Raw genomic sequence first — 23,279 nt, 5'->3', positions numbered from 1 at the left:
AAACTCCGACCCTAACCATGCAGCGAGCAGGCGATAATACTTTTACCCGATGCTTACCATACCAACCGTGGCAACATTGGAGCAGCTTGGTTGGCAAAGTCTGAACGTCCTCAGGATATTTTTACCACTAGACGGCCCCGAATTTGGCCCGCCAGAATCCGTGCCCCCGCTTCGATGACTTGGTCGAAGCCGATTTCGTGAGTGATTTCAGCGAGTTTTCTCCGGTCCAGATCGCTGGCCAACCGCTTCCAGGCAGCCTGTCTGGCGAGCTGAGGGCACATCACCGAATCGATGCCAACAAGGGAGACCCCGCGCAGGATGAAGGGCGCCACCGAGGTCGGGAGGTCCATGCCGGCCGCCAGCCCGCACGCCGCGATCACCCCACCATATTTCGTCATCGAAAGCAGGTTGGCCAGCGTGTTCGAGCCGACGCTGTCGATGCCGCCCGCCCAGCGCTCCTTGCCTAGCGGCTTGGCCGGGGCGGACAGCTCGTTGCGGTCGATTACCTCGGCGGCCCCGAGGCTCTTGAGATAATCCGCTTCCGCCGATCGGCCGGTCGAGGCGATGACATGATAGCCGAGCTTGGCCAGGACGGCGATCGCGACCGAGCCGACCCCACCGGCCGCTCCGGTGACCACCACCGGGCCACGATCCGGAGTCAAATCGTGCTTTTCCAACGCGATCACGGCCAGCATGGCCGTGAAACCCGCGGTCCCGATCGCCATGGCCTCGCGCGCCGAAAGGCCGTCAGGAAGCGCCACCAGCCAATCGCCTTTGACGCGGGCCTTTTCTGCATAGGCGCCGAGATGGGTCTCACCCATGCCCCAGCCGGTGCAGATCACCCGATCTCCGGGCTTCCATTGCGGATGCGACGACTGCTCGACTGTGCCGGCAAAATCGATGCCGGCGATCATCGGAAAACGCCGGACCACCGGAGCCTTGCCGGTCAGCGCCAGTCCATCCTTATAGTTCAGGGTCGACCATTCGACCCGAACCGTGACGTCGCCGTCCATCAGTTCGGCTTCGTCGAACTGGGTCAAGGCAGCCGTCGTGCCTTTATCCGCTTTGTCGATCCTGATCGCCTTGAACATCGCCACGGTCCGCGCTCCCGATCCCTGTAAGATTTGCGGTATCTTTAGCGGATCGGACAGCCGGCGCAATCAGGTCGCCGGCACCGGCCGGGCGACCGGTTTTTCCACGATCGGCAGGTTGATCAGGGCGGAGAGCACGCCGAACAGGATCGAGAGCCACCAGATCGGGGTGTAGGAGCCGAAACGTTCGAACACGATGCCGCCGAGCCAGACGCCGAGGAAGCCGCCCACCTGGTGGCTGACGAAGGCAAAGCCATACAGCGTTGCCAACCAGCGGGTGCCGAACATGATCGCGACCAGCGTCGAGGTCGGCGGCACCGTCGACAGCCAGGCGAGCCCGGAGACGGCGCCGAAGGCGATCGCCGTGAATGCGGTGACCGGAAACGAGATGAAGGCCAGCGTCGCAAGCGCGCGGGTGAAATAGATGAAGGACAGAATGTAGCGCTTGGGCAGCCGGTTCTGCAGCCAGCCGACGCTGAGCGAACCGATGATGTTGAACAGGCCGATCGCTGCGATCACCCAGCCGCCGACCTGCGCCGACAGCCCGCGATCGACCAGAAACGCCGGCAGATGCACCGTGATGAAGGCGAGCTGGAAACCGCAGGTAAAAAAGCCGAGCACCAGGAGCACGTAGGAACGGTGTCCGAAGGCTTCCATCAGCGCCGTCGTGAAAGATTGCTGCTCGGCGTCCGTCGGCTTCGGCTCCGCCGCCGGCGGCGTCGAGATCGCAAGCGATAGCGGCACGATCAGGAGCATCAGCGCGGCAAACACCATCAGGGCGGTCTGCCAGCCGAACTGGCCGATCATCGCGACACCGAACGGCGCGAACAGGAATTGCCCGAGCGACCCCGCCGCCGTGCCGGCCCCGAGCGCGAGGCTGCGACGTTCCGGCGGAAGCAGCTTGCTGAACGCCGAAAGCACCAGGTTGAACGAGCAGCCCGACAAACCGAAGCCGACCAGCACGCCGGCGCCGATGTCCAGCGACAGCGGCGTCGCCGCATAGCGCATCAGCACCAGCCCGCCGGCATAGAGCAGCGCGCCGACGCACATCACGCGCAGCACGCCGAACCGGTCCGCGATAGCGCCGGCAAGCGGCTGGCCGAGCCCCCACAGCAGGTTCTGCACGGCGATTGCCAAGCCAAACACGTCCCTGCCCCAGGAGAAATCGCGGCTCATCGGCTGCACGAAGAAGCCGAAGCTGGAGCGGGGACCGAAGCTCAACAGTGCGATGGCGCAGCCACAGACGATGATGACCAGCGGCGTGCGCCAATTGGAGGCGGTTGAGGGCGAACCCAGCTCCGTTGCCTGGACCGACATGATGCGTTTCCTCTGCTGCTGGTCGCAAGTCACGGCCGCGACGCCGCCGAGTTAATGCATTTGCATGGAAAGCCTGGCAAGGGCCAATTAATATTTTCGATGCCGCACCGTGAGGTCAGTCCGGTCGGATCGGAGCGGTTTGGCGCGCTTGATACACCATAATACCTCAAAACTGTCCGCCTACGCGAACCTCCGAGGCGATCCTCGCCGGTAGCGCGAGCGACCTTCAGGAAAGCCGCGTTTTGTCGCCAAACACGCTTAAACAGCGACGCTTGTTTCTGAAGAAAGCGTAACCCGCGCTGCCTAATCATGGCGAGCCTGGCGCAAGCTGCGCAGGTGGCGATAGGCGAAGCGGTTTCCCATGGATGGTCGGGCTCATCATCGGATCGAGAGCAATGGTGACGTCGTCATCGTTGGCGCGGGCATAGCCGGCCTGCTCTGCGCGCTGAAGCTGGCGCCGCGGCCGGTGACCCTGGTTTCAGCCCAGCGCTTTGCCGAGCAAGCCTCCTCTTTGTGGGTGACAGGCGGCCCCGTGGCCCCCGGCAGAGTCGACAGTCCGGAGGCCTTCACGGCCGATGTGATCGCTGCCGGCGGCGGCCTGGCCGACACAGAGACGACGCTCGGGTTTGCGCGCGAAGCGGAGCTGCGGATCGACGAGTTGCGCCATTTCGGCATCAGCTTCGATCGCAACCGCGATGACCGACAGGGGCACGTCCGCGTGGCCTCCGCGCCGGTCCGGCGCCTTGTCCCGATCGATGGCGACAGGACCGGACACACGATGCTGACCACGCTGATGCAGGCGGTCCGCAACACGCCGTCGATCCGCGTCGTTGACGGCTATGCGGCAGAAGCGCTGGTGATGGATGGCGATGCCGTCGCCGGCTTGCAGTTGCGCAGATGCGATGACGCCGCAGCCCCGCCCGCTATCCTGGCCGCGCGCAAGGTCGTGCTGGCGACCGGCGGCATCGGCCGTCTCTACGCGGCGACGACGAACGCGCCGCTCGCCAATGGCGCAGGCCTTGCGATCGCCGCGCGCGCGGGCGCCGTGATTGCCGATCCGGAGTTCGTGCAGTTTCATCCCACGGCGATGATGGTCGGCCGCGATCCGGTGCCTGCGATCACGGAGGCCTTGCGCGGCGCGGGCGCCATCCTGGTCAACCGCCGCGGACAGCGGTTCATGCTGCCGCGCCATCCGCTCGCCGACCTCGCGCCGCGCGACATCGTCGCGCGTGGCGTTCTGGCCGAAATCGCCGCCGGCCGCGGCGCCTTTCTCGACGCGCGGGAGGTGCTCGACGACGATGTCGGGAGCGCCTATCCGATGCTTGATGCGAGCTGCCGTGCAGCGGGCATCGACCCGACCCGCCAACCGATTCCGGTGTCTCCGGCGGCACATTTCCATATCGGCGGCATCGCGGTCGATGCACGCGGTCGCAGTTCGCTCGAGGGCCTGTGGGCAGCCGGCGAAGTCGCCGCGACCGGCATTCACGGCGCCAACTGTCTTGCCGGTCACGCGCTGCTCGAAACCGTGGTGCTGACCTCGCGGGTTGCCGAAGACATTGGAGGCCAGATGACGGCGCCCCCACCTGCTCTCGGCAACGTCGCAATCACGGAGTCGAACGGACCATTGCCGCCCTTTGCAGAGAAGGCGCTCCGCGAGACCATGACCGCGCAGGTCGGAGTCGTCCGCGACGAGGAGCGACTTGCGGAAGCCGTGCTGACGACCGCCAAGCTCGAACAAGAAACGCCAAACCTGGCACTGCGCAACATGGCAACGGCGGCGCTCCTGATTGCCGCGAGCGCGTGGAGCCGACGCGAGAGCCGCGGCGCGCATTATCGCGCCGACCATCCGGCCGACAACCCGGCTGCGGCCCAGCGCACGATGACCACCCTCGCAGCGGCGCGACAGGTGGCGGCGGAGATTGCCGCCAATCCGCCGACCCGCAACCCGCGAACGCTGAGCGCGTAGCAGTCGATCGATAAGCTATCGCCGCGTCCAGTTCGGATTGATCTCGGCTTCGCTCTTGGCCTCTTCCGCAAGCTCCTCGGAAATCGCCGCGGTCTGCGCCGGCGTGCCCCAGCTCGGGGCATCGCTGCCGTCACCCCAGGCCTTCGGCCGGTAGAAGGTGTGGACGCCGAACCTGTACATCCGCTTCATTTCGGAGACCCAGAACGGACGCACCCAATACGCGTGGTAGTGCGTCGACTTGCCGACCTCGGGCAGCCAGATCAGGCCGTTGAGCATGGCTTTGGCGATCTTCCTGGCGCGCTCCCACATGTCGGGTTCACGAATGACATCAGGCGTGCCGTCGCAGGCAAAGGTGAACTGACAGGCGTAGTGCCGATACTTATTCTGGTACACCACGCCGCAGACCGTGGTCGGATAGTAGCCGGAGAAGGCACGGTTCAGCACGACCTGTGCCACCGCGATCTGGCCGCGCACCGCTTCACGGCATGATTCGAAATAGACCGCTTCGGCAAGGCATTTCTCGGACTTCGCGCGCGCCTTCTCATCGAACAGGCCGAGCCGCTCGGCCGGCGTCTTGGCGTGCTGATTGTCGGCGTTGATCTCGCCCATATGCGCGATGCTCTCGCCGCTTTCGGAACGCGCTGCCGCATCGTTCGAGGCTGGCGGCAACGCCGCCATCGGCTTCAAGTCGGGGCGACGCGGCTGCGCGTTGGCAGTTGAACCGGAATCTCGAGATGTTGAGACCGAACGCAAGAAAGGTTCGAGATTCCAGGTTCAAGGCTTGCGGCCTTGCCCCGGAATGACGGTGATCGTGGCGAAGCGGCCCTCGCCGGTCGATATAGACATTCGACTCGTTGTTTTTTGCCACCTTGCTGGCATTTGGGGACAAGGCGCGACCTAATTAGTGCGCCCTGTCTCCGTCGTGAACATCCAATTGATCCGCGTTCGCTCGTCGAACAAATTGGCCGTGCCGTTGCGCCGGTCCTCGTCATCATGACGCGCGCGATCCAGGCGGACCTCGCTAGATGAGGTGGACGGGGCCATTTCGTCGAACAGATCAGCAGCTGACGCGGATGGTGCGGCCGGCCCGCCGCACGGATCGAGCACACCCTTCACGCGCGCAACTACTTTCAAGCGACCTTTGGGAGATGCGCCGTGCCGGCGACATTTACCAGCAGTAGCGGAATAGCTGTACAGGCTCGCCATGATTTCGGCAAAAGAACCGCAGAACCTGTACAAATAAGAAAAAGAGATGGTCGGAATTTAGCGGTGCCCAAGTAGTAGCACGTGTTTCTGTCCGTCCTGATGACGAAGGGAATAGAACGTCACGGCAGCAGGAGATCGCGATTCATCGCTTGGCATAGCCATAGAAGCGATCGTCGGTGTCGCGGTCGGCCTGCAAGGCGAGTCGCCGAGCGAAATGGCGGCAAAGGGTCCAAGGAAGGACGCGGGCGGCGTGATGGCGCAGGTCCGCAGGAGTAGTTGGGATGAGTTCTGCATTGCGGAGTGGCGGATCGCGGATCGCCGCGGCTGATGCGCTGAGCGAACGTTGGCCCCCGGCAAAGCCTGCCGCTTTGTTCGACAGCCTCGCGCACGCGACTTCTGCGCCGGATGAGGATGCGACCACCGATCTGCCCCCGCCGTGGTGGCAAACCGCTTCAGCGGTCGACGATGCGGAGATACCGTTGACGCCCGTAGAGGCGGACCGATCCCGGCGGATCCACGCACTCGATCCGGTCGTGATGCCTCCGCCTCCGCCCGAACGACTCGAATTCAGTTCTGTTTTCCCGTTCGGTGTCGCTGCGACTGTACTTTCGTGCCTCACGTTCCTTGCTGTAAGCATCATGCAGGTTCCGAAGATTGAAGCAGTTGCGAATTCCGACGCCACCGCTTCACCGTCTCCCCAAAGCTTCGGGCTGGCGGGGAAATCGAAGTCCTATGCCGGCCAAGCATCTGACGGACAAGCATCGGCGGAGGCCGCGGCGCACGCGATCGGACGGGCCGATTCGGTCGTAGCGACGGTCCAGATCGTCAAGCCGGCTCCGGACGGGGGCGAGCCCCCACAGTCAATTCCGCCGAAAGCGTCTCGCACGATCGCGACCGGGAGCCCTGCACCGTCGGCCGCGTCTACGCTGACCAAGGACGAGATCAGAGAAATGCTGAAGCGCGGACGCGATCTCATCGGCGCAGGCGACATTGCGAGTGCCCGTCTGATCCTGGCGCATGTCGCGGAAGGCGACGCCGAAGCATCACTGATGCTGGCCAATACCTATGACGCCGCGGTCTTGTCCAAGCTGAAAACCGTTGGCGTCGCGCCCGATCCGGCCCAGGCCCGCGCTTGGTACGCGAGAGCCGCCGAACTCCGGTCACTCGAGGCCCGGCGGCACCTCGAGTGACCCGAGCTTCGAGACCGAGTGATCCAGCGCGGTCTGATGCCGGTCGTTGCGCCGCATCTGCGACGGCCCGCGGACCGCTGAACAATGGTCGATTGAGTCGTGCGGGCGATGCGCGTCCCTGCAAAGTGTTTTATTGCGTGATGAGGTCGTGATGGGAATGTTTGATCGATTGTTGCGGCGGGCCCGGTCGTCGGCGTCCTGGGATCCGCGATTGCTTTGCGCGGCGTGTTCTCCGACCGTGGCGTTGCTCCTCGTGCTTGTCGCCGTGCCAGGCCTGGCGCGTGCTGCCGAGGGCGAGATCCGGATCGGCAATACGACGCCTTACACCGGGCCGGCGGCCGCCTACGGTATCGTGGCTAAGGTCATCTCGGCCTATTTCGAGAAGGTGAATGCCGAGGGCGGGATCAGGGGCCGCAAGATCACCTTCATCTCCTATGACGACGGCTATAATCCGCAGAAGACGGTGGAACTAACACGACGGCTCGTGGAGGAAGATAAGGTCGACGTCATCTTTGCGAGCGTAGGAACAGCGACCAGCGCGGCCGTGCGGCCTTATCTCAACGCGAACAAAATACCGCAATTGTTCGTCGGCTCCGGCGCTTCGATCTGGGATCAGCCTCGCGACTATCCTTGGACCATGGGAGCGCAGCCCAGCTACCAGATCGAAGCTCATATCCACGCGCAATATCTGCTCGAGCAACATACCGGTGACGCGCGCATCGGTGTGCTGTATCAGGATGACGAGTTCGGCAAGGACTATCTCAAGGGCTTGAAGGACGGGCTCGGCGGCAAGCTGCCGATCGTCGCTGAAGCGGCTTACACGGTCACCGATACCGACATCAATCTGCAGATCGCGAAGCTGAAGGCCGCCGGCGCCAACATCCTGATCGACGTCAGCACCCCGAAATTCACGGTGCTCGCGATCCGCCGCCTCGCCGAGCTCGGCTGGAAACCCGAGCACATCATCCCGACGATTTCGGATTCGATCGCCACCGTGCTGCAGCCTGCAGGCCTGCAGAACGCGGAAGGACTACTTTCCGCCACGATCCTGTACGAGGGCGGTGTGCAGGGCGGCGATCCCGGCTACGCCGAGTGGTCCGCGTTCATGGACCGCTATGCGCCTTCAGTCAGCAAGATCAACAGCCTCGGAATCGTGGGCTACGCGCTCGCCAACCTGATGGTTGCCGTCCTGCATAATTGCGGCGACGACTTCTCCCGCGACAATATCATGAAGCAGGCGCGTTCCTTGAAAGGGACGCAGCTTCCGATGCTGATTCCCGGGATCGTCGCCAATACCAGCGCCAGCGACCACGCGCCGATCGAGCAGATGCAGATGAAGCGTTTCGTCGGCGGTCACTGGGAACGGTTCGGACCGGTGCGCAGCGGAATCGACCCGGGCGCCGTCAGCGATTCGTTCAAGGCGATCTTCCGCTATGCGTCGGCCAAGCGGGACCTTGCAGGTCAGCTCAACATAAATACGGTGAGCCTGATGACCGGCTCTTATGGCAGCACCTATTCCCAGATGGGCGCCGACGTCGCCTCGGTGCTCAACGACGGGATCAACCTGCGGGTCATGCCGATCCTCGGCAGCGGTTCGGTTCAGGCGGTGGCCGATATCCTGATGCTCAAGGGAGTCGACGCGGGAATTGTGCGCAAGGACACTTTATATTATCTCGAACGCAAGGGCTTCGCGAGCAACATCCGCAATCAGCTGGTCTATGTCACCAAGATGTTCAACGAGGAAATGCATGTTCTGGCGCCGCGATCGATCCGCACCATGAAGGACCTCGACGGCAAGACCGTTGCCGTCGACCTCCCGGATGGCAGCACTTTCGTGACCGCGATCAACGTGTTCGAGCGGCTCCAGATCAAGCCACACCTGCTCTATATCGAGCCGCGCATCGCGCTCGAGATGTTGCGCAAGGGCGAGATCGACGCGATCATTGCGGTCGACGGCAAGCCGGTTCCCTGGCTCAGCCAGGTCACGGATACCAATCTGCATTTCGTTCCGGTCGGCTACGACAAGCCTTTGCGCGAGGAGTATCTTCCTTCTCGGCTCGACGCGGACGACTACCCCAACCTGATCTCCAGATCCGAGCCGGTCGAAACGATCGCGGCTGAAGCGATCCTGGCGTCGTATAATTGGCAGCCGGGAAGCGACCGCTATCGCCGGCTGTCGCTGCTGGTCAAGTCGCTGTTCTCGCGGATGTCGGAGCTGCAGCGGCCTCCCTTCCATCCAAAATGGCGGGAGATGGCGCCGCGTGCGCCGGTGGCCGGATGGACCAGGTTGCGGGTCGCGCAGGAATGGCTCGATGGGACGATTTCCGGACCCGCGGCGACCGCTCCGACCACCATCAGATCGTCGAAGCCGGTCACGGCCGCCGCACCGTCCCCGCGCATTCCCGTCGCCGCGAAGCCGCCGGCCGCAACGCCGCCTGACCAGTCGCGTCAGCCCGAGTTGTACCGCCGCTTTCTCGAGTGGAACGCGACGCATCACTAATTCGGCTCCGCCCGGCATCGACGTCCGCATCGCACCCGGATGCAGGGGACGTTGCAGGACTTAGATCAACCGTCAGAAGCCTGTGCCGAGATCAGCGCCGCGTCCAGTTCGGATTGATCTCGGCTTCGCTCTTGGCCTCTTCCGCAAGCTCCTCGGAGATCGCCGCGGTCTGCGCCGGCGATCCCCAGCTTGGGGCATCGCTGCCGTCGCCCCAGGCCTTCGGCCGGTAGAAGGTGTGGACGCCGAACTTGTACATCCGCTTCATTTCGGACACCCAGGACGGGCGCACCCAGTAAGCATGGTAGTGCGTTGACTTGCCGACCTCGGGAAGCCAGATCAGGCCGTCGAGCATGGCTTTGGCGATCTTCCTGGCGCGCTCCCACATGTCGGGTTCGCGGATGACGTCGGGCGTACCGTCACAGGCAAAGGTGAACTGACAGGCATAGTGCCGGTACTTGTTCTGATACACCACGCCGCAGACCGTGGTCGGATAATAGCCGGAGAAGGCACGGTTCAGCACGACTTGCGCCACCGCGATCTGGCCGCGCACCGCTTCGCCGCGTGATTCGAAATAGACCGCTTCGGCCAGGCATTTCTCGGATTTCGCGCGCGCCTTTTCATCGAACAGGCCGAGCCGCTCGGCCGGCGTCTTGGCGCGCTGATTGTCGGCGTTGACCTCGCCCTTAGGCGCGATGCTCTCGCCACTTTCGGAAGGCGCTGTCGCATCGTTCGACGAAGGCGGCAGTGCCGCCATCGGCTTCAAATCGGGATCCGGCAGCACGATCAGCGGCGCCTCACCGGGCTCCCAGCTTTCGATGCTGCCCGCCGTGCCGCCGAGCGAACTCGTGCCGAAATAGAGACTGGTCGTCTTGATATCGAGGCCGTCGTAGGACACCGCGCTGTCTTCGGGCGAACCAGTCGACAGCTTCGCTTCGTTCGTCGATTGCGACGAGGACGGCGCGCTATACTGCTCGAGCGGCGGCGCGCGCAACGCCTCCTGCAGTTCCGGATCGAGCGGCGCGCGCGAGGCGACTGGCATATCCGTCGGCGCCTCTGCCGTCTTTGCGCCGAACACCGAGGAATTGGAGTTGGCCGGCTGCCCGGGCGGCGACGCGGACTCTGCGGGGGTGGGCTGTTCAGTCTTGTCAGCCGGCACTGTCGGCGGCGTGACCACCAGACGGTCGCCCTTCAAGGTACGATCGACGGTCGGGAAATCCGACGCTTGATACCGCGGCGGCGCCTGCAGCACCGGATTGCGCGGCACCGCGCCGGTGACGTCCGCGTCGCGATTGACGAAGCTTGCGAGCCGGACCATCGCGCTCTGCGGCACGGACGTGCCGATCGGCCGGCTGAAGCTGTAGGTCGCGAGCTGAATGGAAGCGGCTGCGGAGAACACGCGCTTCTGCCAGCGCTCGGCAACGCCGGGCTGCCGGGCAAGCAGTGATGCGATGTCTTGGTAACCGGTCTCCGTCGGCATCAATGCGAAGACGCAGAGACCGAGTCCGAAGGACGCAAATCGCGCGCCCTTCGGACCGGGACGCAAAACTAACATCGATACGCTCAACGCAACGCTTACTGGTTTCGATCGAACACGGTGCGTCCGTGCAATTCGATCGTTTCCCTTCGTAATCGGTTTAGGTTGCTGAGGCGTTAAAGCGCGTTGCAGTCATGAGACACGCAAGTCGGCATGTCATGCCGACCGGAGCAATCGAATAGCTTGGTAAACAGGGCGGCGACGAAAACAGTAAATTCGAGGTCAACGCGCGTGGTGAATAAATTGCTGCGGGAATCGCGCGCAGCACAGCGCGCTTGCTTGAATTGCGGCGTCATTTTCGGGGCGATGCGCGAACACAGTGATGGAACCATTCGCGCAGACCCGTGACGAACGACAGCGCGCATTGCGCCCATGAGAACTGCGGGATTCCGCCTCGGACACATCTCGCGCCAAATCGCTGCGCGATTTTGTCGCACGGCATTGCCGCGGAACGACGCGGCTAGAGCGGTTTGCGATCGGGTTGAATCGCGAGGGATTCCCAAATCGGTTCGGCTCTGATTCAATTTGCTTGCAGCAACGGAGGCAGGCAAAGAATGGCAGGATCGTGCTCGGTCGATCTTCGGAAGCGGGTTGTCGCGGCAGTTAAAGGTGGCATGTCGCGGCGGCAAGCTGCGGCCCATTACCAAGTGGGCGCATCAAGCGCGATCCGGTGGGTCGCGCTTGAGGAAGAAACTGGCGATATAGCGCCGAAGAAGCTTGGCGGCGATCAGCGTTCGAAGGCGATTGAGGCGCAAGCCGATATCATTCTGGCGCTGGTTGCTGATAAGCCCGACATGACACTGGAGGAGTTGAAGGCGGCCCTCTCCGCCAAAGGACATAGCTTCAGCGTGTCAGCCTTGCACCGCTTCTTCGCTCGTCGAAACATCACGTTTAAAAAAAGACAGCGCATGCCGCAGAGCAGGAGCGGCCGGATGTCCTGAGCAAGCGGAAGGACTGGGCAAGCAAGCAGGCCGAGTTGAGCGCTACCAAGCTTATCTTCATCGACGAGACCTGGGCTTCGACCAATATGGCTCGAACCCGCGGCCGCGCCCTTCGCGGCGAACGCCTGCGGGCTTCAATTCCACATGGTCATTGGAAGACGACGACCTTCGTCGCTGGCCTGCGCCAGTCGGGACTGATGGCGCCAATGGTGATCGATGGCCCGATCAACGGTGACGCCTTCCAAGCCTATGTCGATCATGTTCTCGTTCCCGAATTGAAGCAGGACGACATCGTCGTGATGGACAATCTCAGCAGCCACAAAGGTGCAGGCGTGCGAGCGGCGATCGAGGCCGCTGGAGCGAAACTGCTCTATCTTCCGCCGTATAGTCCCGACTTCAACCCGATCGAAAACGCCTTCTCCAAGCTGAAAGCGCTACTTCGAGCCGCCGCGGAACGAACTGTTGATGGTTTATGGAACGCCATCGGACGCTGCCTAGACTGCTTCGAACCGGCCGAATGCGCCAACTACTTCAAAGCCGCAGGATATGACCTAACTTGATCGAAAAACGCTCTAAGAGGAACATCTCGCAAGTTCCACAGGCCGGCATGAAAAAAGGCCGGCAAGTTATGCCGGCCTTTTCCAAACTCCCTGCAACGATCCTTACGCCTGGCTCGCGATCTCCTTGCCGAGCGCGGCCTGCGCGGCAGCCAGACGCGCGATAGGCACGCGATAGGGCGAGCACGACACGTAGTTCATGCCGATCTGATGGCAGAACTCGACGGAGGCGGGATCGCCGCCATGCTCGCCGCAGATGCCGACCTTCAACGCCGGGCGAGTCGCTCGGCCGCGCTCGACGCCGATCTTGACCAGTTCGCCGACGCCGGTGCGATCGATCGAGATGAACGGATCGATTTCGAGAATGCCCTTGGCGATGTAGGTGCCGAGGAAGCTCGCAGCGTCGTCGCGGCTGATGCCGAAGGTGGTCTGGGTGAGGTCGTTGGTGCCGAAGGAGAAGAACTCGGCAGCTTTGGCAACCTCGCCCGCCATCAGCGCCGCGCGCGGCAGCTCGATCATGGTGCCGACCTGGTATTCGAGCTCGGCCCCGGTCTCGCGCATGACTTCCTTAGCCATGGCATCGATGCGCGCCTTGACCAGATCGAACTCGGCCTTGGTCGCAATCAGCGGGACCATGACTTCAAGGCCGACGGCCTCGCCCGTGCGCTTCTCGGCCTCGACCGCCGCCTCGAAGATGGCGCGCGCCTGCATTTCCGCGATCTCCGGATAGGCGATCGCGAGACGACAGCCGCGGAAGCCGAGCATCGGGTTGAACTCCGCGAGCTCGCGGGCGCGATCGGCGAGCCGGCGCGGATCGGTGTTCATCGCGCGCGCGACTTCCTCGACCTCGGCTTGCGTGTGCGGCAGGAACTCGTGCAGGGGCGGATCGAGCAGGCGCACCGTGACCGGCAAGCCCTTCATGATCTCGAACAGCTCGACGAAGTCGGCGCGCTGCATCGGCAGGAGCTTGGCCAGCGCGGCGCGGCGCTCCTGCTCGTCTTCGGCGAGGATCATCTCGCGCACGGTGCGGATGCGGGTCTCTTCGAAGAACATGTGCTCGGTGCGGCAAAGCCCGATGCCCTCGGCACCGAACTTGATCGCAGTGCGGGCATCGTCCGGCGTATCGGCGTTGACCCGCACGCCGAGCTTGCGGACTGCATCAGCCCAGCCCATCAGCGTGCCGAACTCGCCCGACAGCTCCGGCTCGATCATCGGCATCCGGCCGGCAAGCACCTGCCCGAGCGAGCCGTCGATGGTGATGATGTCGCCGGTCTTGAAGGTGCGCGAACCGATGCTCATGGTGCCGCGGCCGTAATCGACGCGGATGTTGCCGCAGCCGGAGACGCAGGGCTTGCCCATGCCGCGCGCGACCACCGCCGCATGCGACGTCATGCCGCCGCGCGTGGTCAAGATGCCCTCGGCCGCGTGCATGCCGTGGATGTCCTCAGGTGAGGTCTCGATGCGGACCAGGATCACCTTGTGGCCGTCGGCCTGCAGCTTGGCCGCTTCTTCCGACGAGAACACGATCTCGCCCGAAGCCGCGCCGGGCGAGGCCGGCAGGCCGGTCGCGATCACGTCGCGCTTGGCCGTGGGATCGATGGTCGGGTGCAGCAGCTGGTCCAGCGAAGCCGGCTCGACGCGCAGCACCGCATCGCTCTTGGAGATCAGCCCCTCATTGGCGAGTTCGACGGCGATGCGCAGCGCGGCGCGCGCCGTGCGCTTGCCGCCGCGGGTCTGCAGCATCCAAAGCTTGCCGCGCTCGACCGTGAACTCCATGTCCTGCATGTCGCGGTAATGCTGCTCGAGCAGCGTGTAGATCCGCGTCAGCTCCGCGAAGGCATCCGGCATCGCCGTTTCCATCGACGGCTTGTCCGAACCCGCCTCGCGCCGCGCTTCCTCGGTGATTTCCTGCGGCGTGCGAATGCCCGCCACCACGTCCTCGCCCTGCGCGTTGATCAGGAATTCGCCGTAGAGCTTGGCCTCGCCGGTGGACGGATTACGGGTGAAGGCGACGCCGGTCGCCGAAGTGTCGCCCATGTTGCCGAACACCATGGCCTGCACGTTGACCGCTGTGCCCCAGGATTCCGGAATGTCGTGCAGCTTGCGATAGGTCACCGCGCGCGCATTCATCCAGGATGAGAACACCGCGCCGATTGCGCCCCAGAGCTGGTCGTGCGGATCCTGCGGGAAATCCTTGCCGGTCTCGTGCGCGACCGCTTCCTTGTATTTGCCGACCAAGTGCTCCCAGTCTTCCGAAGTCAGGTCGGTATCGAGCGTGTAGCCCTTGCTGTCCTTGTAGGTATCGAGGATGTCCTCGAAGTGATGATGCTCGAACCCGAGCACCACGTCGGAATACATCGTGATGAAACGACGATAGCTGTCGTAAGCGAAGCGGCGATCGCCGGACAGCGAAGCCAGGGCCTCGACGGTCTCGTCGTTGAGGCCGAGGTTGAGCACGGTGTCCATCATGCCCGGCATCGAGGCGCGTGCACCGGAGCGCACCGAGACCAGCAGCGGATTCGCGGCATCACCGAATTTCTTGCCGGTCAGCTTGCCGACATAATCGAGCGCCTTCTCGACCTGCGACACGAGCTCCTTCGGGTAGCTCTTGTCGTTGGCGTAGAAATAGGTGCAGACCGAGGTCGGAATGGTGAAGCCGGGGGGCACCGGAAGGCCGAGATTGGCCATCTCGGCGAGATTGGCGCCCTTGCCGCCCAACAGATCGCGCAGGCTCGCTTTGCCCTCGGCCTTGCCGTCGCCGAAGGTATAGACCCACTTGTTCGGCTTGATCGCGCTCGCAGCGCTCTTGGCCGCTGGCTTCGCGACCGGCTTCGACGCTGCCTTTGGTGCAGTCTTCGACGCGGGCTTGGATGCAGTTTTGGGCGCCGTCTTCGGAGCGACCTTTGCAGCGGGCTTCGGAGCCCCCTTCGGTGCAGACTTCAGCGCAGACTTGGGAGCAGCCTTAGCTGCAGCCTTGGCGGGCGCCTTCGCGACCGGCTTGGCAGCAGCCGACTTGAGCGCCTTGCGTGGCGGTGCGAGCGCGGCGGCCTTCGCCTTGGGCTGCTTAGAAGCCATTGATTTCGCTGCGACTTTCTTCGACTTCGCTACCGCTTTAGCCATGAGGTGCTTCGATCCGCAAGTAAGGAGGAGAAATCGCGCGCCTTACACCACTTTGGGGGCGCAGGCGCAAGCGAAAGGGTTCCGGAATCCGGCGTTTAGGCGATTTAGAGGTGAATCCACTTCAACAGGCCAAGCCCGATCAGGCCGTTGAGGATGAGGAAGATCGCGACGATGAAGTTGAGAAGGCGTGGCATGATCAGGATCAACACTCCGGCAACGAGAGACATGATCGGCGACACGTGGGCGACGGTGAGGGTCATCGAAAGACTCTGGCTTTTGCAGATTTGACGGGCGGGACGATTCGAGCGGCTCGGACTTTATCCTCGCTCATCGTGGCGGAATAGAAGACTCCTCCGGGAACATTGGTTCCCGCGCCCGCTGAAATTGCTCAAAAATCCGATCGAAGCGCGCGTCGGCGGAACGATGCGCGGAGAGCTGCATTGGGAAGCGTGTGCCGGCCGCGTGCCGGCTTCACGAAATGCAAGGAGTTCGGTCCAATGCGAAACCATCTCATCGTCGCGGCCCTGATGGCTGCGGTCGTGACGCCGGTGGCGGCGCAGGCGCAATCCTACGGCGTGGTCGTCGACGACGATGCGCCGGCGATTGCCGTGGAACAGCGCCCGGCGTTCCGCGAATATGTGGTGCGCGAACGCGTTCCCAACTATGTGATTCCGGATCGCGTGGTTGTTGGCGGCGTCCTGCCGGACACCGGCGTAACTTATTATGACGTGCCGCCGAGCTTCGGCGCAGCGCGGTACCGCTACACGGTGGTGAACGGTGAAACCGTACTGGTCGAGCCGCGCACACGGCGGATCATTCAAGTCGTCGAATAGGCTTGAACCGAGCATGATCTGCGCAAGGGCTTGAACGGCCTTGTCAGGACGGGAAGCAATCCCCACTTTCCTGGTCATGCTCATGAGCTGCATTCGGTCGCCGACGCCCCCGCAAGTGGCCGGATGTGAAGGCCCTGCCCGGTTCCCCCCGCCGGGCGGGGCTCTTTCGTTGGATGACCTGTCGGAAGGCCTGCGCGGTTCAGTCGGGCTTTCTTGCAACCAGCCGATGGATGGTCTTGCCTGACGACGGACTGACCACCTCCTCATCGAGCAGCAGGACAGCGGCCGACAGCTCGGCGCGCACCGAGGCAACGTCGACCGCAGCGTAGAGGCGTCCCTGCCCGTCACGGACATCATCGCCCTTGGTGACACGCCAGCTCAGATACAGGGTGCCGCCGGGCCTTGCGATCGCCAACATGCGCCGCACCGAAGGCGCCACCAAGGCGCGGTCGAGATGCATGATCACGGTCTCGCACAGCACGTTCTCGAAGCTGGCGTCCGCAATGCCTGGCAACTCCGGCAGTTCGCTGCGATCGAAGACCAGCTGCGGATAGCGCGCGCGAGCTTCGGCTAGCAGGCCCTCCGAAGCGTCGAAGCCCTGTGCCGGATAGCCATTGGCCTCGAGCCAAGCGACCTCGCGGCCGCTGCCGCAGCCGATGTCCACGGTGCGGCCGCCCTTGATGAAGAAGCGCCTGACGATGTCCTGCAGATCCTCGGGCGCCGGCTGCGTATGCCAATCGGCGGCAAACGCCGCCGCAGCCTGGTCATACGCTGCGAGCGTCTGCGGATCAGCCATCGTTAGCCCTCGATCTTGGAGAAATCCGCCACGGCGCGCGTCGCGCTGCGGATCTCGTTCAAGAGCTTCAGGCGGTTCTCGCGGATTTTTGGATCGTCGTCATTGACCTTGACCTTGTCGAAGAACGCATCGACCGCAGGCCGCAGCTTGGCCATGGCGGTCATGGCCGCGGCGAAGTCTTCCCTGGCCACCGCTGCATTCGCGTCCACGGTCACTTCGCCGATCGCCTTCGCCAGCGCCTTCTCCTCGTCGAGCTTGTACAGCGACGCATCAGGCGCGCCCTCGAACTTGCGCTTGTCCTTCTTCTCCTCGATGGCGAGGATGTTGGACGCACGCTTGGTGCCGGCGAGCAGGTTCTTGCCGTCATCGGTATCGAGGAACTTGCCGAGCGCCTCGACGCGGCGGACCACCATCAGAAGATCGTCCTGGCCACCGAGCGCAAAGACGGCATCGACGAGATCATGCCGCGCGCCCTGCTCGCGCAGCTGCACCTTGAGGCGGTCGGCGAAGAAGGAGAGCAGGTCGGCTGCGAGCTTTTCCGGATCGCCGGTGCCTTTGCCCTGCAGCCCCGACAGTGCAGACTTCGCGACCTGCAGCAGTGACAATCGTAGCGTGTTATCAGTAATCAGCCTGATCACACCCAACGCCGCGCGACGCAATGCATACGGGTCCTTCGAGCCGGTCGGCTTCTCGTCGATCGCCCAGAAGCCCACCAGCGTGTCGAGCTTGTCGGCGAGCGCAACCGCGACCGAGACCGGATCGGTCGGCACGCGATCGTTCGGGCCCTGAGGCTTGTAGTGCTCCTCGCAGGCGGCGGCGACCGATGCGTCTTCGCCCTGCGCCAGCGCGTAGTACTTGCCCATCAGGCCCTGCACTTCCGGGAATTCGCCGACGACCTCGGTCAGGAGATCGGCCTTGGCGAGCTTGGCGGCACGTTTGGTTGTCTCGACGTCAGCGCCAACGAGCGGCGCGATCTCGGCGGCGAGGCGCTCGATCCGCTTGATCCGCTCGGCCTGGGTGCCGAGCTTCTCGTGGAACACGATCTGCTCGAATTTCGGCAGGCGATCTTCCAGCCGCGTCTTCAGGTCGGTCTCGTAGAAGAACTTGGCATCGCTCAGCCGCGCGCGGATCACGCGCTCGTTGCCGGCGATGATGGTCTTGCCGCCGTCGCTGGCCTCGATATTGGCGGTGAGGATGAATTTCGGCGCGAGGCCCCCTGTCTTGGGATCACGCACCACGAAGCATTTCTGGTTGTTGCGGATGGTGGCGCGGATCACCTCGCCGGGGACCGACAGGAAGTCCGGATCGAACGAGCCCATCAGCACCACCGGCCATTCGACCAGGCCCGACACCTCGTCGAGCAGCGCCGGATCTTCAACCAGCTCGTAGCCTTGCGCAAAGGCAAGCTGCTTGGCGTCGGTGACGATGGTGTCCTTGCGCCTGTCAGGATCGAGCACGACCTTGGCATCGAGCAGCTTGGCCTCATAATCCTCGAAGCGGCGCACGGAGATCGGCGCAGGCGCCATGAAGCGATGGCCGAACGTCGTCTGCCCGGCTTCGATGCCGTCCACCGCGAAAGTGACGACATCGGGCTCCTCGGTCTCGAGGCCGAACGTGGCGGCGATCGCGTGCAGCGGCCGCACCCAGTTCAGCGCGCCGGGCCGTTCCGAGCGCTTGCCCCAGCGCATCGATTTCGGCCAGGGGAAGGTGCGCACGATCACCGGCAGCATCTCGGCGAGCACATCGAGCGTGGCGCGGCCCGGCTTCTCGATCAGCGCGACGTAGAAATCGCCCTTCTTCGGATCGCGCTGGACGGTGGCTTCCTCGATCGAGGACAGACCGGTGGCTTTCAGAAAGCCCTGGATCGCGGCCTCAGGTCCGCCGACGCGCGGGCCCTTGCGCTCGTCCTTCAGATCGGCCTGCCGCGCGGGGATGCCGTGCACGGTCAGCGCCAGCCGCCGCGGCGTCGCAAACGCCTTGGCGCCCTCATAGACGAGCCCCTCGGCGACGAGCTTGTCCGTCACCATGCGGCGCAGATCCTCGGCCGCCTTCGCCTGCATGCGCGCGGGGATTTCTTCGGAGAACAGTTCAAGAAGGAGATCGGGCATGTCTCAAATCTCTCTGCACGAAGAACCACCCTCCCCTGGAGGGGGAGGGTCGCCTGCCGAAGGCAGGCGGGGTGGGGTGACCGCGATCTCCGCGTAAATGGCTTCGAGCACCGCCTCAGTCCTGGTCATAACGTCGTTGTTCCAAAATCGCAAAACACGAAAGCCTTCCGAGTTGAGCCAATGCGTACGGACTTCGTCGCGTTGGATGTTCGTATGGTCTCCGTGCTGCGAGCCGTCCACTTCGATGATGAGACGCAGGACCAGGCAAGCGGAGTCCGCAACATACGGACCGATGATGACCTGTCTCCTGAAATGCCTCCCATCGATATCGAGGCGTCGCAGGTGCCGCCAAAGAATGTCCTCAGCGGCCGTCGTATTTTCGCGCAGCCTTTTCGCGGTTCGCCGTTTTGAAATCGCTGATCGGCCGTTTGCCCACCTAGCACCTTCACCCCACCCCGCTCGCTCCGCGAGCGACCCTCCCCCTCCAGGGGAGGGTGAACCGCCATCGGCCGAGTTCGTCTTAACCGGCCCCCACCCCGCCAGCCTCCGTGTGCAGCCAGGCTTCGCCGCAGGCCTTGGCGAGTTCGCGGACGCGTAGGATGTAGCTCTGGCGCTCGGTGACGGAGATGACGCCGCGCGCATCCAGGAGGTTGAATACGTGGCTGGCCTTGATGCACTGGTCATAGGCCGGCAGCGCCATCAGGTGTTCCTTGCGATTGCCCAGCTTTGAATTGTCTTGCCAGCCGGCGGCGAGATATTTCTTGCAGGCGTCCTCGGCCATCCGAAACTGCTCGAACAGCATCGCGGTGTCGGCATATTCGAAATTGTGCCGCGAATATTCCTGCTCGGCCTGCAGGAAGACGTCGCCATAGGTGACCTTTGCGTCGCCGTCGCGGCCGTTGAAGTTGAGATCGTAGACGCGGTCGACGCCCTGCACATACATCGCCAGACGCTCGAGCCCGTAGGTGAGTTCGCCCGCGACCGGCGCGCATTCGAAGCCGGCGACCTGCTGGAAATAGGTGAACTGCGACACTTCCATGCCGTCGCACCAGCACTCCCAGCCGAGGCCCCAGGCGCCGAGCGTCGGGCTTTCCCAATCGTCCTCGACGAAGCGGATGTCGTGCACGGCGGCGTCGATGCCGATCGCTCCGAGCGACTTCAGGTACAGCTCCTGAAGGTTTGGCGGCGACGGCTTCATGATCACCTGGAACTGGTAATAATGCTGCATCCGGTTCGGGTTTTCGCCGTACCGGCCGTCCTTCGGCCGCCGTGACGGCTGCACATAGGCCGCATTCCACGGCTTCGGCCCGAGCGCGCGAAGAGTGGTGGCGGGATGGAAGGTGCCGGCCCCCATCTCCATGTCGTAGGGCTGCAGGATGACGCAGCCCTGCTCGGCCCAGAACCGTTGCAGGGCCAGGATGAAGCCCTGGAACGAGCGTTCCGGGCGCATGTGCAGGGGCAGCGAATCCATCGTCGGTATCAGTCTTTGCGCAAAGCGGGGAAAAGCGCGCGGACCGTATCGGCGGGTGGGCCAGGAATCAAGGCAATGGCGGCGACTAGCGCCGCCATTTGCAAGGGTTACTGCAAGGCTTACGGCGAGCCTCAGCCCGGCCGGTAGGCGCCGGTGACGGGGTCGCGGCGCAGCGTCTTGATTTCGCCGGCATGCGCGGTTTCCGCCATGCGCGACAGCCGGACCTCTTCCAGCTCCCGATTGATCCTTTGTGCGGTCTTATAGGCCCAGCGGACCATGGCAAGCCCGCCCAGCACACCAGCAACGGCGACAAACGGCGGCATCGGTCGTTCCTTCATCCTCGTGAGGAGAGCCACCCCCACTGATATATTCGCCGATCCGGGTTCCCCAGGCAATTGGGATCGCTGGGACCAAATGGCGCGGATGGCGCGTGTTTACAGCCCGAATCTGGCCCAAATCGCGCGTGTTTCGACCGCTGAGATCACTTCCTCGGCAAGGCCGCTCCAGCCGCCGAGCGCTCCCGCCAGACTGCCGGCTCCCGGCGAACGGCGGCCGAGCAGCCCGCTCAGCATACCTCCCGGCGGCACCACGACGGGCGTTACGACCTCTTCGCCGAACCGGGTTCGCAAGGTCGCGCGCAGATCGCCGACCGCATCGGCGAGCCCGAGCTGAATGGCGCTGTCGCCGGCCCAATATTCGCCGGTGAACAGCACGTCGTCCGGACCTTTCAGACGGATGCCACGGCTTTCCTTCACCAGCGAGATGAACAGCGCGTGGATCTCGCGCTGGATCTTCTTCAGCCGCGCCACGTCATCCGGGTTTTCAGGCAGGAACGGATCGAGCATCGCCTTGTGCTCGCCGGCCGTATAGAGCCGGCGCTCGATCCCGATCTTCTTGATCAACTCATGAACACCGAACGAACCGCCGACCACCCCGATCGAACCCAGGATCGACGACGGATCGCAGAAGATCTCATCGCCGGCGCAGGCGATCATGTAGCCGCCGGAGGCGGCGACATCCTCGACGAACACCAGCACAGGCAGCTTCTTCTCCGCCGCGAGTTGGCGGATGCGCAAGTAGATCTGGCGGGACTGCACCGGCGAGCCGCCGGGAGAATTGATCACGAGCGCCACCGCCTTGGCGTTGCGCATCGAGAATGCCCGCTCCAGCATCTTGGCGACGCCGGCAAGCGTCAGTCCCGGCCGCAGCGGGGTCACCGCGCCGATCACACCCGACAGGCGGACGACAGGGACGACAGGCGCCCCCCGGAGCCTCGCCGGCAGCATCGCCTTCCAACGCTCGAACAAGGTGGGCGTGCTGTCGGCTTGGGTCAAATTGTCCACCATCGACTTACCTCGAATTAACCATTTTTTATCGCGCCGCTGCCATCCAAACGGCTGGAACGCGCGATGTAATCGCGTGGTTAGCAGATGCAGGGGCGGCGGAGGAACATATGAAGATTTATTTGCTGGTGCTGCTGCTCGGGACGCTCCTCACCGCCATCCGCTTCACCGCGGTCCCCGAGCGCCGCTCGGAAACGCTGCCGCAATAACGCCGAGCCTACCTCAAGCGTTCGCCTTGCGATTCATGGGGGCAAGCGGCAACGTGCCCTGCCCCGCCATCGCGGCCTCGATCACAGCATTTGGCTGGCCCGGGGATGGGTTCAGCGCAATACCAGCCAGGATCTGAAGCGGCGCGCGTCCACCCTTGATGGCGCGCACCAGGATCCGGATCGCAGGCTTCCTCACATCGCCATGAACTGGCAGCAGCACCAGGCTGCCGAAGCCGCGTGACAGTGCCGCCAACACCTCGCCCACCCCATCGGCCCGCCAGATCAGGGTGAGCGCGCCGCCGGATTTCAACATCCGCCGGGCCGCGTGAATCCATGCACCTAAAGTTGCAGGCTCGGCCATATGTGCTAGGGAGCGTGCAGGATCGGGCGATGCCCGGTGCCGGCCGGCATCATGGAACGGTGGATTCATCAGCACGACATCGAAGCTGTCAGGCGCAAGCCCTGCGCCGGCAAGGGCGCTCGCTTCGCCGGTCACATCGCACACGATGACATCAGCCGGAATCGCATTGGCCGCGGCATTGTGGCGCGCGAGAGCTGCGAGATCGGGATCGATCTCGACCAGCGTCAACGCGAGCCCGCCGACCCGCGCCGCTACGGCAAGACCCGCCGCGCCGACGCCTGCGCCGAGATCGACCACACGGTCGTCCGGGCGCACGGCCGTGGCCGCCGCGAGCAGGATCGCATCATGCCCGGCGCGATGACCTGAAATCGGCTGGCGCAGCCGCAACCGCCCGCCGAGAAAGGCATCCTCGGAAAAGGCGGCGGCCTCATTCATCAGGGCGCAACTCATGTGCAAGACCAGCCTCGGTCAGCAGCCGGCGGGCCTGAACATTGTCGTCCTCATGCACCAGGATTCGCCGCGGCAGGATGCCGAGCGAGCCCTCGATGACGCTCATGTTCTGGTCCAGCACCAGGTGATCGATATTGGCGCCCTGCAGCAGCGCCTCGATCGCCGAAACCAGCACGATGTCGTTGGTTCGAACCAATTCCCGCAAGCGTCCTGCCTCCCTGTCCGGCCCGGTCAAGGTTCCGTGTCAAGCCTTGCCGCGCCGCGCCGCAGTTTCTATTGTGCAGCT

At 63.9% G+C, this 23,279-nt stretch carries 17 protein-coding genes and 2 pseudogenes; 5 read left to right on the top strand and 14 right to left on the bottom strand.

Annotation, left to right across the window (positions count from 1 at the left end):
- Positions 1–110: 110 nt before the first annotated feature.
- Entirely contained in the window at positions 111–1,097 is a 987-nt protein-coding gene (locus QX071_RS12765) for an MDR family oxidoreductase (protein ID WP_315706858.1), read from the bottom strand.
- A 63-nt stretch (positions 1,098–1,160) separates the two neighbouring features.
- A complete protein-coding gene (locus QX071_RS12760) occupies positions 1,161–2,408 on the bottom strand; it encodes an MFS transporter (RefSeq protein WP_315706857.1) in 1,248 nt (415 codons plus the stop codon).
- A gap of 361 nt (positions 2,409–2,769) precedes the next feature.
- Between QX071_RS12760 and QX071_RS12755 the strand changes: the two genes are divergently transcribed.
- Positions 2,770–4,374 (top strand): L-aspartate oxidase, encoded by a 1,605-nt coding sequence (locus tag QX071_RS12755; protein WP_315706856.1) that lies wholly within the window; start codon positions 2,770–2,772, stop codon positions 4,372–4,374.
- A gap of 15 nt (positions 4,375–4,389) precedes the next feature.
- Here the strand turns inward: QX071_RS12755 and QX071_RS12750 are convergent.
- A pseudogene (locus tag QX071_RS12750) lies at positions 4,390–5,067 on the bottom strand (cell wall hydrolase); the annotation flags it as partial.
- Between the two features lie 881 nt (positions 5,068–5,948).
- Between QX071_RS12750 and QX071_RS12745 the strand changes: the two are divergent.
- The gene (locus QX071_RS12745; protein WP_315706855.1) at positions 5,949–6,770 is read left to right on the top strand and encodes a hypothetical protein; all 822 of its coding nucleotides are present in this window, start codon (positions 5,949–5,951) and stop codon (positions 6,768–6,770) included.
- A 151-nt stretch (positions 6,771–6,921) separates the two neighbouring features.
- Entirely contained in the window at positions 6,922–9,270 is a 2,349-nt protein-coding gene (locus QX071_RS12740) for an ABC transporter substrate-binding protein (protein ID WP_315706854.1), read from the top strand.
- A gap of 91 nt (positions 9,271–9,361) precedes the next feature.
- Here the strand turns inward: QX071_RS12740 and QX071_RS12735 are convergent, their stop codons facing one another.
- Positions 9,362–10,822 carry a cell wall hydrolase gene (locus QX071_RS12735; RefSeq protein WP_315706853.1) on the bottom strand — a complete coding sequence of 487 codons (1,461 nt, stop codon included), beginning with the start codon at positions 10,820–10,822 and terminating at the stop codon, positions 9,362–9,364.
- 536 nt (positions 10,823–11,358) lie between these two features.
- Here QX071_RS12735 and QX071_RS12730 point away from each other — a divergent pair.
- Positions 11,359–12,305 (top strand): IS630 family transposase gene (locus QX071_RS12730; protein WP_315707381.1). Its coding sequence is split into 2 segments (ribosomal slippage): positions 11,359–11,698 and positions 11,698–12,305, totalling 948 coding nucleotides; the frame shifts between segments, so codons are not numbered across the junction.
- A 102-nt stretch (positions 12,306–12,407) separates the two neighbouring features.
- Here QX071_RS12730 and ppdK read toward each other — a convergent pair.
- Positions 12,408–15,422, bottom strand: a complete 3,015-nt coding sequence (ppdK, locus tag QX071_RS12725) for a pyruvate, phosphate dikinase (RefSeq protein ID WP_315706703.1) — start codon at positions 15,420–15,422, stop codon at positions 12,408–12,410.
- A 104-nt stretch (positions 15,423–15,526) separates the two neighbouring features.
- Complete coding sequence (locus QX071_RS12720; protein WP_315706704.1) at positions 15,527–15,682, bottom strand: DUF3096 domain-containing protein; 156 nt, start codon at positions 15,680–15,682, stop codon at positions 15,527–15,529.
- Between the two features lie 237 nt (positions 15,683–15,919).
- Here QX071_RS12720 and QX071_RS12715 point away from each other — a divergent pair, with 237 nt between their 5' ends.
- Positions 15,920–16,255, top strand: coding sequence for a DUF1236 domain-containing protein (locus QX071_RS12715; protein WP_315706705.1), 336 nt, complete (start codon positions 15,920–15,922; stop codon positions 16,253–16,255).
- 199 nt (positions 16,256–16,454) lie between these two features.
- Here the strand turns inward: QX071_RS12715 and QX071_RS12710 are convergent, their stop codons facing one another.
- From QX071_RS12710 to QX071_RS12675, 8 genes and pseudogenes are all read right to left on the bottom strand, one after another.
- Positions 16,455–17,051 carry a class I SAM-dependent methyltransferase gene (locus QX071_RS12710; protein WP_315706706.1) on the bottom strand — a complete coding sequence of 199 codons (597 nt, stop codon included), beginning with the start codon at positions 17,049–17,051 and terminating at the stop codon, positions 16,455–16,457.
- 2 nt (positions 17,052–17,053) lie between these two features.
- Complete coding sequence (gene glyS / locus QX071_RS12705) at positions 17,054–19,159, bottom strand: glycine--tRNA ligase subunit beta (RefSeq protein ID WP_315706707.1); 2,106 nt, start codon at positions 19,157–19,159, stop codon at positions 17,054–17,056.
- A 3-nt stretch (positions 19,160–19,162) separates the two neighbouring features.
- A pseudogene (locus QX071_RS12700) lies at positions 19,163–19,595 on the bottom strand (endonuclease domain-containing protein).
- An 84-nt stretch (positions 19,596–19,679) separates the two neighbouring features.
- The gene (locus QX071_RS12695) at positions 19,680–20,630 is read right to left on the bottom strand and encodes a glycine--tRNA ligase subunit alpha (protein ID WP_315706708.1); all 951 of its coding nucleotides are present in this window, start codon (positions 20,628–20,630) and stop codon (positions 19,680–19,682) included.
- A gap of 131 nt (positions 20,631–20,761) precedes the next feature.
- A complete protein-coding gene (locus QX071_RS12690; RefSeq protein WP_315706709.1) occupies positions 20,762–20,953 on the bottom strand; it encodes a hypothetical protein in 192 nt (63 codons plus the stop codon).
- 111 nt (positions 20,954–21,064) lie between these two features.
- Positions 21,065–21,976, bottom strand: a complete 912-nt coding sequence (locus tag QX071_RS12685; RefSeq protein WP_409977541.1) for a S49 family peptidase — start codon at positions 21,974–21,976, stop codon at positions 21,065–21,067.
- A 219-nt stretch (positions 21,977–22,195) separates the two neighbouring features.
- Entirely contained in the window at positions 22,196–22,978 is a 783-nt protein-coding gene (locus QX071_RS12680) for a tRNA1(Val) (adenine(37)-N6)-methyltransferase (RefSeq protein WP_315706710.1), read from the bottom strand.
- Entirely contained in the window at positions 22,971–23,198 is a 228-nt protein-coding gene (locus tag QX071_RS12675) for a DUF2007 domain-containing protein (protein ID WP_315706711.1), read from the bottom strand. Before QX071_RS12675 ends, QX071_RS12680 begins: the two co-directional genes overlap by 8 nt.
- Positions 23,199–23,279 lie beyond the last annotated feature (81 nt).

The organism is Bradyrhizobium sp. SZCCHNS1022 (assembly GCF_032484835.1).
In the GTDB taxonomy this organism is placed as follows: Bacteria; Pseudomonadota; Alphaproteobacteria; order Rhizobiales; family Xanthobacteraceae; genus Bradyrhizobium.
The sequence above is the reverse complement of the archived record's forward strand: the minus strand, read 5'-3'. Positions and strand labels throughout refer to the sequence as shown.